Origin of the sequence: Maritalea myrionectae (assembly GCF_003433515.1) — a bacterium.
In the GTDB taxonomy this organism is placed as follows: domain Bacteria; phylum Pseudomonadota; class Alphaproteobacteria; order Rhizobiales; family Devosiaceae; genus Maritalea; species Maritalea myrionectae.
In genome coordinates this window covers 2677855-2689625 of sequence record NZ_CP021330.1, presented here as the reverse complement: position 1 = coordinate 2689625, position 11771 = coordinate 2677855, and the positions used below count along the sequence as shown (strand labels likewise).

14 protein-coding genes are annotated in these 11771 nt (G+C 53.3%); 6 read left to right on the top strand and 8 right to left on the bottom strand.

Annotated elements, in window-relative coordinates; all coding sequences use genetic code 11:
- Positions 1-94: 94 nt before the first annotated feature.
- Positions 95-382: a GIY-YIG nuclease family protein gene (locus tag MXMO3_RS13560; protein WP_117396213.1), complete on the bottom strand. Its 288-nt coding sequence runs from the start codon at positions 380-382 to the stop codon at positions 95-97.
- A gap of 526 nt (positions 383-908) precedes the next feature.
- Between MXMO3_RS13560 and socA the strand changes: the two genes are divergently transcribed.
- Complete coding sequence (socA, locus tag MXMO3_RS13555; RefSeq protein WP_117396212.1) at positions 909-1466, top strand: type VI toxin-antitoxin system SocA family antitoxin; 558 nt, start codon at positions 909-911, stop codon at positions 1464-1466.
- Positions 1438-2190 carry a type VI toxin-antitoxin system SocB family DNA replication inhibitor toxin gene (socB, locus tag MXMO3_RS13550; RefSeq protein WP_162889277.1) on the top strand — a complete coding sequence of 251 codons (753 nt, stop codon included), beginning with the start codon at positions 1438-1440 and terminating at the stop codon, positions 2188-2190. The genes socA and socB overlap by 29 nt, the downstream gene beginning before the upstream one ends.
- Here the strand turns inward: socB and MXMO3_RS13545 are convergent, their stop codons facing one another.
- A complete protein-coding gene (locus tag MXMO3_RS13545) occupies positions 2191-2787 on the bottom strand; it encodes a DUF721 domain-containing protein (RefSeq protein ID WP_117396210.1) in 597 nt (198 codons plus the stop codon). It abuts the gene before it with no gap.
- On the opposite strand from MXMO3_RS13545, the gene mutY reads away from it, so the two are divergent.
- A complete protein-coding gene (gene mutY / locus MXMO3_RS13540; RefSeq protein WP_117396209.1) occupies positions 2782-3852 on the top strand; it encodes an A/G-specific adenine glycosylase in 1071 nt (356 codons plus the stop codon). The genes MXMO3_RS13545 and mutY overlap by 6 nt on opposite strands.
- Before the next feature lies 1 nt (position 3853).
- Here mutY and MXMO3_RS13535 read toward each other — a convergent pair whose 3' ends face one another.
- Complete coding sequence (locus tag MXMO3_RS13535) at positions 3854-4603, bottom strand: SDR family oxidoreductase (RefSeq protein ID WP_162889276.1); 750 nt, start codon at positions 4601-4603, stop codon at positions 3854-3856.
- 82 nt (positions 4604-4685) lie between these two features.
- Between MXMO3_RS13535 and MXMO3_RS13530 the strand changes: the two genes are divergently transcribed.
- Positions 4686-5294, top strand: a complete 609-nt coding sequence (locus MXMO3_RS13530) for a TetR/AcrR family transcriptional regulator (RefSeq protein WP_117396207.1) — start codon at positions 4686-4688, stop codon at positions 5292-5294.
- A 132-nt stretch (positions 5295-5426) separates the two neighbouring features.
- On the opposite strand, the gene MXMO3_RS13525 is transcribed toward MXMO3_RS13530, so the two are convergent.
- On the bottom strand, positions 5427-6572 hold the full coding sequence (locus tag MXMO3_RS13525; RefSeq protein ID WP_117396206.1) for a site-specific DNA-methyltransferase: 1146 nt from the start codon (positions 6570-6572) through the stop codon (positions 5427-5429).
- Positions 6573-6694: 122 nt separating this feature from the next.
- The gene (locus MXMO3_RS13520) at positions 6695-7369 is read right to left on the bottom strand and encodes a ribonuclease HII (RefSeq protein ID WP_245985749.1); all 675 of its coding nucleotides are present in this window, start codon (positions 7367-7369) and stop codon (positions 6695-6697) included.
- A 149-nt stretch (positions 7370-7518) separates the two neighbouring features.
- On the opposite strand from MXMO3_RS13520, the gene MXMO3_RS13515 reads away from it, so the two are divergent.
- Positions 7519-7752: a hypothetical protein gene (locus MXMO3_RS13515; protein ID WP_027833608.1), complete on the top strand. Its 234-nt coding sequence runs from the start codon at positions 7519-7521 to the stop codon at positions 7750-7752.
- Positions 7753-7765: 13 nt separating this feature from the next.
- On the opposite strand, the gene MXMO3_RS13510 is transcribed toward MXMO3_RS13515, so the two are convergent.
- The 3 genes from MXMO3_RS13510 to MXMO3_RS13500 all read right to left on the bottom strand — a co-directional run bounded on the left by MXMO3_RS13510 (position 7766) and on the right by MXMO3_RS13500 (position 10612).
- Positions 7766-8863, bottom strand: a complete 1098-nt coding sequence (locus tag MXMO3_RS13510) for an alanine/ornithine racemase family PLP-dependent enzyme (protein WP_117396205.1) — start codon at positions 8861-8863, stop codon at positions 7766-7768.
- On the bottom strand, positions 8860-10059 hold the full coding sequence (locus MXMO3_RS13505; RefSeq protein ID WP_205468023.1) for an N-acetyltransferase DgcN family protein: 1200 nt from the start codon (positions 10057-10059) through the stop codon (positions 8860-8862). The genes MXMO3_RS13510 and MXMO3_RS13505 overlap by 4 nt, the downstream gene beginning before the upstream one ends.
- A gap of 202 nt (positions 10060-10261) precedes the next feature.
- Positions 10262-10612, bottom strand: a complete 351-nt coding sequence (locus MXMO3_RS13500; protein ID WP_027833605.1) for a hypothetical protein — start codon at positions 10610-10612, stop codon at positions 10262-10264.
- A gap of 337 nt (positions 10613-10949) precedes the next feature.
- Here MXMO3_RS13500 and MXMO3_RS13495 point away from each other — a divergent pair, with 337 nt between their 5' ends.
- On the top strand, positions 10950-11756 hold the full coding sequence (locus MXMO3_RS13495) for a mechanosensitive ion channel family protein (RefSeq protein ID WP_117396204.1): 807 nt from the start codon (positions 10950-10952) through the stop codon (positions 11754-11756).
- The last annotated feature ends 15 nt before the right edge of the window (positions 11757-11771 follow it).

Genomic DNA, 11771 nt, shown 5'->3' with positions numbered 1-11771 from the left:
AGCCGCGCTCTCCGGCGTCGCCCACACCCCAAACGTCACCCCCGGGCTTGACCCGAGGGTCCAAGCAGCACAAGCGAAATGGCACAACGCCAATTCACCCACAAATCTGATCAAACAAATCATCCCAAAACGGATTGAATTTCTGGATCAACTCAACTTTCCAAGCCCGCGACCAGCGCTTCAAACTCTTCTCCCGCTGGATGGCCGCGCCAATTTCATCATGCGCTTCAAAATACACCAAACGCTTCAACTCATGGTCCTTGGTAAATCCTTCAACAACACCCTCACGATGTTCAGCAACCCGCCGCACCAAGTCACTCGTCACGCCAACATATAGCGTGCCGTTCATCTTGTTGCTCATGATGTAAACCCATCCACCCATGGCGAAAACATTGCCGCTACATGGATTACCGGGTCAAGCCCGGTAATGACGGGAGAGTATTTGGCAGAGATATCTCAAAAGCGGTTTGTTAGACATAGCACCGCACCAACCCAAAACTCCCGCGTCACCCCGGACTTGATCCGGGGTCCAAGCAGCGCTCGAACAATTCGCACTGCCCAAACCACCGCCCATGTAATCGCAAAACCAGCCCTGCGGCGTAAGCGTGTATCTGTCTTACAATCCATTTCACCTGTCGACGCATAAAACAGCGAGTCTTGAGCACTATATTCACCCACCCACCACCGTCACCCTCGGGCCTGACCCGAGGGTCCATGCAGCACAAACCAGGACGCTCTCCATTATTGAATTTCCGCGAAGATAATCCATTCTGGATTCCCGCCTGCGCGAGAATGACGACTATCGTTAGGAGCTCTTTCGACGCGAAACAAATCTCTTTACAAGGGTGAGCCCTTGGTGCAGAGGAAAGTTCCTGATATGTTCGATTCGTGTTTGAAGGGAGCGATGCATGAACGATTCTGCTATAGATCCACGCATTGTTGCTAACCTATTTATCGAACGCTCGCGTCAAGACGGCTTTAAAGTAACAAATCTCTCACTTCAGAAGTTGATTTATTTCGCTCATGGCATGTTTCTGCTCCGCCATAACAGTCCGCTAGTTAGTGGCTATTTTGAAGCATGGCAATATGGCCCTGTGCACCCACTTCTATATCGGGAACTCAAGTCAAATGGCAGGCAGAGCATTGTCAGTCAGCTAGTATTAAAGGACATATTTTCAGGCGAAGTTAGAGAGCTGGCGCCGCCTAAAGATCCTGCAATCTTGGAAGTCGTCGACTTAGTAGTTGAAAGATATGCCAAACTTCCAGCTTCTTTGCTTGTATCATTATCGCATGCTCCAGGTTCTCCATGGGCTGTGGTTGTGGACAAAGCAAGAACAGGGGTTGCTATTGGCGGGAGAATAAGCGATGAGTTAATTAAGGAGCGCTTTCGATTCCACCTTAGTAGCGTTTCTGCGAACTCTATGCTGGAGCCAGAATTTGAAGATTGTCCCATTAAACCCAACTGATTTGGCAAAATTTGCTGTTTTACCTCAGCACCAACTTTATACCGCGATTACTACCTATAGCTCTTTCGTTCATGGCTATACCTACTCACCGCTTCGCCAAAATTTCCCAGACATATTTAGTATTCGAATGGGGGAGATTGACGATAAGCGGGCTGTAGTTGACTTCTCCCATATTGAGCACCTCATAAAGAAAAAGTGCGACAGCAGTCGTAGACCCGAGCAAAATTTCAAAAATAATATCTGGGTTGCTAGAGTTCTATTTGACTTCTGTCGGGAGAACAAAGTGTTTGGAGTTAAGCACGCACACGAACCATTTCGTACACTTCAAGGTTTTGACGTACGGCTGTGGGAAAATGCTGCATTTACAATAAATGGTAAAAAATTTGTTCTGCTGGTTGATCCTAGGGGAGAAACTAGCGCACTTGACGTTGAAAGCCGACGGTTTGTATTCTCTCTTATGAACGAGCAAATTCGAAAGCTCGACCCAACCATGTTTGCAGATTTTGAACTTGGCGTTCTGCAATTCAATCGAAAAGGTTTTGACCTCGAAAGTAAAGTTGTCTTGCACGAGGCAAAGGGTATTCAGCTTTATTCTTATGAAGAGCTCAAAACTCGGATCGCAGAAGTATGCAAGGTGTGGGTGGATGTTCAACAGGAGCGAGCAATAAGGAAAATCGAAGGTCAATTAACTGGGGATCTGCCACTCTTTCAGGCAAAGGGTTGATTACCTCCGCCCCTTAAGCCCCCGGCCAAGCTTCATCAACGCCTCGCGCAGTTCCGCATCCTCAATGCCATCCAGCTCCGCATTCAGCTCCGCCTCAACCTTCGGCGTCAGCGGCCTTAACTGAGGTCGGGTGTCCTCTTGCTGCTGCGGCAAAAACGGGCGGCGGGAGGGTTTGATTTTATCCACCAGATAAAAGCCGAAATAGCGGTTGATCGCGCCTTTGATCATGTCGGTTTCGTGGGTGAAGGCGAGGGCGTAGATGGGGTCGACGCTCACGGTGAGCACAGCGCCCGCCGCACCTTCCATTTGGCCGGAATGGGGCCATTTGAGCTGGTCGGGGATCACGGACTGATCAAACGGTTCAGGCACAATATGCGCCCAACGGGTCAGCAGTTCGGCATTGGCAAAGCCGCGCTTTTGCGCCAGCGGTTCAATCGCCCGCTCGGCCAATTCCGAAATTGACTTGGCGCGGTTCCAATGTTTGTACGGCCTAGTATTTTTCTTCTCTGCCATGGGTGCCCGTTCAAATATGTTGCGCACAAATGGTGCTTTAGGCTTGAGCCAGCGGCGCAACGCAGTAGAGTGCCCATCATGCATGAAAAAATCTCAAAAACTAGGGGGAAAAACGCCCCCACCTTAGACGCGGAAGCGATGCTCGAGTGGTATGATCGCTCGGCCCGCACCTTGCCGTGGCGCGTGGGGCCGCAGGCGCGGGCAGAAGGGGTGTTGCCCAACCCCTATTTCGTCTGGCTGTCGGAAATTATGTTGCAGCAGACCACCGTGCCAACGGTAGGGAAATATTTTGCGGCCTTCACTTCGCAGTGGCCGACTATTTTTGATCTCGCCGCCGCCCCGCGCGACGATGTGCTCAAAGCCTGGGCGGGCCTTGGCTATTATGCCCGCGCCCGCAACCTGCATGCCTGCGCCCAAGTGCTGGTCGAAGAGCACAATGGCATCTTCCCCGCCAGCGCCGAAGAATTGCAAAAACTGCCCGGCATCGGGCCCTACACCAGCGCCGCCATCGCCGCGATCTGCTTTGATGAGCAAGTGGCCGTGGTGGATGGCAATGTGGACCGGGTGGTGGCGCGCTATACCGCTTTGGACAAGCCAGTGCGCGATCAAAAGCCCTTCGTGCGCGAAGTGGTGGCGCGGTCCGTGCCCAAGCGGGCCGGGGACTTTGCCCAAAGTCTTATGGATTTGGGCGCCACCATCTGCGCCCCGAAACGCGCCAACTGTCTGATTTGCCCCATCGCACAAAATTGCGCGGGCCGAAAATCCGGTGCGCCGGAAAACTATCCGGTGGCCGCGCCGAAAAAGCCAAAGCCCCAGCGCTTTGGCCATGCCTTTGTGGTGCAAAACCAGCGCGGCGAAATCTTCCTGCGCCAGCGTCCGGAAAAAGGCCTGCTTGCCGCCATGACAGAGGTGCCGGGCAGCGAGTGGATCGGTGACCGCACCGAACCCGCGTTTCCCTTCACAGGTGATTGGCACAAGCGCGGCACCATCGACCATGTGTTCACCCATTTCGCCTTGGAGGTGACCGTCTGGTTCATCCAAAGCGACACGCCGCCAACGGAAACAGGCTGGTGGCAACCGCGCGACACGCTGACGGGTGAAGCCTTGCCCACCGCCTTCAAAAAAGTGCTGCAAAAAGCGTTGAAATAGCCTAGCGCAACATTTTCGCCGCCAGCGGCGGGGCAAAGATGCTTATATATTTCAACAATTTGGCCTTGCCGACCCAGATTTCATCCTTTCCCCGTGCCAACCCGTCCACCACTTCGCGGGCCGCTTGCTGTGCCGAGATTTTGCCACTGCCGCGCCCTTTGGTCATGTCCGTATCCACCAGCGCCATAATCGCCTCGCTCACTTGCACGGGGGCGGCGGCATCCTCGCATTGATAGCGGATGGCGCGGGTGAAATGGCGCACCCCGGCTTTGGTGGCGCAATAAACAGGCGAGGCGGCTTTGGGCGCAAGGGCCAGCCCGGTGCTGATGTTGCAAATTAGCGCCCGCTCTTGCCGCGCCAATTGCGGCAGTAGGCCAAGGCTCAGTGTCATCAGCGCATCGAGGTTAAGCGCGATCTCCCGGCGCCCATTCATGATGTTTTGCGCCGGGTCGCCCGCCAGCGCGTCCATCTCCACCTGCAAGGCGGCATTGTTCACCAGCATGTTCAAGTCCGGATGCGCCCAGGCCATATCCGCCACCAGCTGGTCCACCGCCTGCGGGTCGGTCAAATCCATAGCGATGGGCGTCACCGCCTGGGGGAATTGCTGCTGCAACTGCGTCAGATCCTCTTCATTGCGCCCCAGCGCCACCACATGCACCCCGCGCTCAATCAGCAGCTTGGATATTTCCAAACCAATCCCTCGCGCCCCGCCGGTCACTAACGCTTTGCTATCCAAAAACTCAAAGGCCATCGCCTGCACCTCATTTACAATCAATCACTTGAGTGCAATAGTCGAGCAATTACTCATTTTTGGAAACTCGCATTTGCCGCCCATGCCCGCATCACCCGCCAGCCCCCGCAAAACCCCGCGTCAGGCCCGCGCCCGCGCGACCTATGACGCGATTTTGCAGGCCAGTACTCGTATTTTGCAGCGCGACGGGCTGGAGAAACTAAACACCAATCACATCGCCGAGGTGGCGGGGGTGAGCATCGGCACGCTCTACCAATATTTCCCGGGCAAAGACGCCATTTTGATCGAACTGATCCGGCAAAAGCGCACCCAACTGCGCGATGGGCTGGCCGCCGTGGCCGAAAGCGCCGCCGACCAACCGCTCGGGACCGCGCTGGATGCGCTGTTGCACGTCACCATCGATCATCACATGCGCTGGCCCATGGTGGGGCGCACGCTGGACTATGCGGAAAGCTTTTTGCCCTTGGCGGAAGAAAGCGCCGTCTTCAAAACTGAACTGGTGGAGATCGTCGCTGGCGTGCTGGCGCAATTTGCAGTGCCACAACCCGCCGCGGCGGCGCGAGATTTGATCCTGGCGCTCAACGGCTTGATCGCGGGGCGGCTCACTTCAGAACAAGCAGAACGAGACGCAATATTCGAGCGCGCGCAAATTTTGGCGCATGGATATATAAGTGCCGTCAAAAAGCAGTGAAATTTGCCGAAATCTTGCTGAAATTGTGTAAAACTTTTTGGAGTTTTTCGCCCGATTTCACCGAGGCAAAGAAAAAGCCGCCGATCTGATAAGACCGACGGCGTCGAGGTTGCCTGTATGCAGTACTGGAGGTCAGGCTGATAATTTATGCATGCGCGAACGGATCTCCGCGCGTAATTCGTCAATCAAAACAAGGTCTTTGCCTTGTTGAATGTGCCAATAGGTCCAGCCATTACAGGCCGTTTGCCCTTGCACCGCAGCGCCCACCTTATGGATCGAACCTTCATGCCCTTCGCACGAAAGCGACCCATCGGCACGCACCACCGCTTTAAATTTCTTCTTTGAATCCAACAAGATAGCGCCGGGTTCCATCAAGCCTTGCTCGATAAGCGAACCAAACGCTACGCGCTTTTCCGCCCGCTTGCCTTTCACAGTTTCCAACACCACTTTGTCCAATGGCTTGATGCTGGCAATCCGCTTCAGCGCCGCGTTGATATAGTCGCTCTCGCGCTCAATGCCGATGAAATGACGGCCCAGTTTCTTGGCCACTGCACCCGTTGTGCCGGTGCCGAAGAAGGGGTCGAGGATCACATCGCCCGGCTTCGAAGTCGCCATAAGCACGCGATATAACAGCGCTTCTGGCTTTTGGGTCGGGTGTACCTTGTCGTCATTCTCGTCTTTCAAACGCTCCTGACCCGTGCAGATCGGGAACAGCCAGTCTGACCGCATCTGCGTGTCATCATTTGATTGTTTCAGCGCGTCATAATTGAAAACGGCCTTTGAATCTTGACTTCGGGTTGCCCAGATAAGTGTTTCATGTGCATTGGTAAATCGCGTGCCGCGGAAATTGGGCATGGGATTGGCTTTGCGCCAGATCACATCATTCATCATCCAATAGCCAAGGTCCTGCAAGGTCGCGCCAACGCGGAAAATATTGTGGTAAGACCCGATCACCCAGATCGCGCCATTTGGCTTGAGAACGCGCTTTGCAGCGGCCAGCCAGTCGCGGGTGAATTGGTCGTAATGGGCGAAATCGTTGAACTTGTCCCAATCATCATGAACCCCGGCCACATTGGATTGGTCAGGACGGGTAAGTCCTTTATCCAACTGCAGATAATAGGGGGGATCGGCGAACACCAGATCAACTGATCCGGCGGGCAGGGCATTCATTCGTTCAATACAATCGCCAACCAAAATGGTGTCGATCGGCAAAACATCTTTCGCTTCCTCAGAAGCTGGCGCTATATCCCGCGCCTCGGTACCCAACTCACGCAACATTTACTTAACCCTAACGCAATACTACCTCGCCAGTTGTAATTTGTTAGGGTTAAGCGAGCTTTAAATCTTATGGTAAACCAAAAGTAAACAATGAGATTGCGCCGCTAAGGCACTGTTTTGAATCAGTTTTCTTTGGCAATTATTTCTGCAATCGGCTTGAAATCTTTGCGATGATGATCGCAGGCTCCATGGTCAATCAATGCGGTCAAATGCTGCTTTGTGCCATAGCCTTTATGTTTCAAAAAACCGAAATGCGGCGCGTCCCGCTCCATAATTTCACAGGCGCGATCCCGACTGACCTTGGCAATGATGGACGCCGCGGCAATGGAGAGCGAGCGGCTATCCCCCTTGATCAAAGAGTGCCCGGCGCAGGGCAGGTGGGGTGGCACGTCCCGCCCGTCAATCAGGGCGACATCCGGCTGCTGCGCCAGCGCTTCCACCGCACGCCGCATGGCCAATAGGGTGGCGCCACGTATATTGTGGGTGGCGATCATCTCCGGCGGCGCGCTGGCAATGCCAACTTGAGCACTGGCGAAGATCTCATCATAAAGCCGATCCCGCACCTTCACGGTCAGTTTCTTGCTGTCATTCAGCCCATCCGGTACGTTTTCGGGATCAAGGATCACCGCCGCGGCAACCACTGGCCCGGCAAGTGGCCCGCGCCCAGCTTCATCCACGCCGCACACAATTTTACCCTGCGCGCGGAACGCGTCTTCCAGCGACAGATCGGGACTGCCGAATAGATCTGATTGTGAAGTCGATGATGAGTCGCGTTTGGCCATGGTGTTTTGTGCCATAGTGATTGGCTTAAGGAAAGCAGGATGAACATCGATGACCCGCAATTATCAAGGTGTATGCTGGGTTATTTTATTCTATCCAGCCCTCGGAATAGATGCAGGCATTTTCGCAAACCGTGCTAATCTTTTTTCTTTGAATTGAGGTAGTTATGGTCATCCGATTTGCAGTGATGAGCTTTCGACAAAAAGGCCGCGCATTGGTCGCTGATCCGATGCAATCAGCAAAGACAGCAGACGCAGCGATTGCGCTGGCAGAACGGGTTTTTCTGTCTCGTGATGGGGCGATTTCGTTTTCTCAGGAAATTGATGTTGAAACCGATTGCTACGACGAACCAAAGGTTCTCTCCAAACATGGCACGCTGCCGCCGGAACTGCTGGACTAGCTAAATACGATCTTTACGCGGCGGCGATCGAACCGCGCGACGCGCTATTCTGGTGATATTGTTTTGTGACGAAGGGCGAAGCCATGGCGTGGATCAATGCGCTATAGTTGAGGGAGAAGGCCACTTCTGACCCAATTGGGCAAGTTTGATCCTGTGTGTCCAGAATGAGGTGGTCGCTGCTTGCCCCCAAAACCTTTAAACTCTGATGGATGGGCGCAAGGCCAGTTGGGTCCGTGTCTGCATGGCCAATCGCCAACAGCGCTTGTCGTATGGGCCCACTGTTTGCAGCTGATTTGGCTGCTCCAAACGCGGTCTGCCCGATTGTACCCGTCGGTTGAGATGGCTTGGTTTTGCATTCGATAACTTCAGCGACAAGTACAAAGGCGTCGGCATAAAGCCCATCTAGCGGTTGACGGTGGAGTGGTTCGCAGCCGAGTAAAATGGCCTCGCCCAATCGTAGATTGTTAATGCGCCCTTTTTTCCCTTCGCCCAACGCCCAATTCAAATTGGCGGAGTTGCCGCCGGAGACGACGGGGAATGTTCTGTCGAATGTGGCATCGATAGCATCCGCGAGTGCGGAAAGTTCACCCATATTTCGTGCGTCAGGCACAACGCCATTCTGGCAGGCCAAGTTGGTGCCAATACCATCAAGCCTGATATTGGGGAAAGCCAGTGTTCTACGCACCATATCCTCAAGGTCTGAGGGCATTATGCCCTCGCGCAAGTCCCCCAATTCGACCATTAGCAAAATGCCGTGAACACAATTCTGCGCACCAGCCGCCGCAGAAAGTGCTGCAATGGTCTCAAGCTCAGTGTTTAAACTTATGTTTGCGGATTTAACCACGCGGGCGGCCTGACTCAGCATGGGGGAACGAATGAGTTCCATCTGCCCATCAACGCCCGCTTTGCGCATGTTTTCAATGTCTTCAACACGAGAGTCTGCCAAGCCCCTTATGCCGGCAGACAGCAGGGTATTGGCAAATAGCGGGTTACCAAGCATTGCCTTTGTAACACCTGAAACACCAATGCCACGATCTGCCAGTTTTTTGACAAGCACCTGCGCGTTGTGCCGAATTTTGCTTAGGTCAATCTCAAGCCGAGGCGCGGTCAATGGGAATTGACGGCACGTTTGATCGCGAGCTCGGGAAATGCGCCAACAACCATATCGACCAGAAAATCTGTCGATCGGGTTAGTGCATCCGTTACAGGAATACCCAACTCACTCGAATTGGATTTGATTGCAGCACTCACGTCTTCATCGCTCATATTTTCGTGGTTGATGGTCACGCCAATGACCTTCGTGTCCGAAAATGTCTCGATCAGATTGATTTCGCTCTTTGCCGTCGGCATTTTGGTTTCTGGAAAATCGCCCAAATGGCTGCGGCCTGGCGCGTGTTGTAAAATCACACCATCGGGCTGACTGCCGCGCAGAATAAAGGTCGATGTTAGGTAGGCCGGGTGACTAAGCGCACCTTGACCCTCCACGATGATGACATCGGGGTTCTCGCGTTCGAAGGCATCAACAATTGTGGATTCCATTTCGCCGGAGCAGAACTGAGCGGGGATTGCGTCGATGGCAATGCCGTATCGCGCGCCTTGGATCAAACCCGTTTGGCCGGTGCCGATCATAATGGCTTTAATGCCATGGGCTACAAGCGCGTTGGTGAGGATCGTTGATGTTGTGCGCTTGCCAATGGCGCCATCAGTGCCAAGCACCGCGATAACCGGGCAAGTCACTTCAGCGATCCGCCCGCTGAACATTCTCAAATGCTTTTTATCGCGCGGCTTGCGCACATCAATGATGCTAACACCATGAGCAGCGCTTGCGGCGATAAAAACTGGATCTTCATTCAGAAATTCGTGCAAACCATTCACGATATCCATGCCGTAGCTCATCGCTTCAATAAGCAAGCTGCGCTCACGCGCAGACAACATGCCGCTGGCTGGTGCCATGCCAAAAATGAAATAGTCTGGCGTGCCTGCCATGTTTTCCAGTGCGTCGGCCAAGTCACGGTAAATGGGAATAGAGTTGTTAATACCATCCAGCACCATGCCACTATCTTGGCCAGCCATTTCGCTGTCGATGACACCGCGAACGTCATATTTTTCTGAATGTCGGACAAGCCCATTTGCAGTTTTCCCGTCCAAAGCGCCGAAGTTCCCCTCGCAATAAACAAGGGCCGTATTTGTGGTCATCGAAAGGCCATGTTCGGCCGGTTCGAAAACCTCGTTGGCGGCATGCTGGCTGCGATTTGGGTCAGGTTGCATGGGTGGAGTGTGTCTTTTCATTTCAAAATTATCGGTCATTTTGTTCCCAAAAAATAGATTTTTGCTGGCAACAAAACCGCGCCAGCGAAACGGATAAAAGCTCTCAAGTCAGTTTGAAAATAGCGGCTGAAGCGTTTTGTGGGGCGGCGAGATGCTCGCCTGATCCCACAAATCAGCTTGTCCGCACTTTAGTGCGCGCCACTATATGGCGAATGCCGCTGAAATCAGCGACAGAGACGGGCTACATGTCTTTGCTTATCTCAATTTGACAAGTTTTGACTAATTCCCGATTGGGCTCTTCAGCACCTAACGGGGTTGCCCAGCCAGCTTTTTCAATAATCTGGCGGCGCTGATAGGCACTCGCTTCTTCATACTGAACAAATATTTCTTTAGCTTTCGGGTCTGTTTTTGAGCTTCGTACGCAATATGGTGTTAGCACTTCTGCGACTGCGGTCTCGGTCATCTCGGTCGCCAAATCCTCTGCGCTCGCGCCAGTGACCCAGCCTCCCCAGGTAAACCCCACAAAGGCTAAAGTAATAGCTCCCGCGCCCGCGCCCCAAAGCGCAGGTTTCGTCCATGTTGGCAATTGCATGATGTAAGTCCAATCAGTATCGGAACAGGCGCGCACGATTGCGCGCTAGGTCACCACCTATATCACACATGTGAGAATCCGAAGAATCTTTATTAGCAAATCGTTCCATCGCCCAGTGCGCGCCACCCAAAATACGCTCGTCGTGAACCGCCGAATAGATCGGATTGTGAAGGGCAATGGATCATCCTGGACCTATATCCCAATGTGCCTTGGAGAGGGGCAACAGGGACGTTGAAAGCAGCCTTGAGCGACTTTCAAACCGATTTGCTGGCTGATAACGTATCGATACAAATCACGACCAAGTCTGAGACGAGCCAAGAACTAAGGAGAAATAAATATGGATCAGGTGTCTGAAATGGCGATGGGCTACGGCCCGATCGTGTTCAATGCAATCAAAGCGCTGATCATCCTGATTGTGGGGTGGATCGTGGCTGGCGCCGTTTCCGGACTGGTGCGCAAAAATGTGGCCGCAAACCCCCGGATTGACGACACGATCGGCAATTTTGCCGCTGCCATTGTTAAATGGGTCATCCTTTTAATGGTGTTGATCGCCGTGCTCGGGCTGTTCGGCATCGAAGCCACGTCGCTTGTGGCCGTTATGGGCGCGGCCACCTTGGCCATCGGCCTTGCGCTGCAAGGCACCCTGTCTGATTTGGCCGCTGGTTTTATGCTGATTATTTTCCGGCCCTACAAAAACGGACAATTTGTTGATGTGGCCGGCACAGCAGGCACAGTGGTCGACATTAATCTGTTTGTGACCGAACTTGTGACGCCCGACAATGTGCAAATCATCATTCCCAATGGCCAAGCCTGGGGCGCGATCATCACCAACTATTCACACCATAAAACCCGCCGCTGCGACCTGACCTTTGGCATTGATTATGGTGATGATGCGGATAAGGCGATGAAGATTATTGAAGATGTGGCCAAGGCCGATGGGCGCGTTCTGGAAACGCCGGAACCGTGGTTTCGCGTGACCAATCTTGGCGACAGCAGTGTCGACATCACCGCACGGCTTTGGTGCAATACCGCAGATTATTGGAACCTCAAATTTGCGATGACCAAGGCGGTGAAGGAAGCGTTCGACAAGGAGGGCATTTCTATCCCATATCCCCACTCTGTGGAAATTCAAAAAGAAGGCTAAGACCAATCGGCCAAA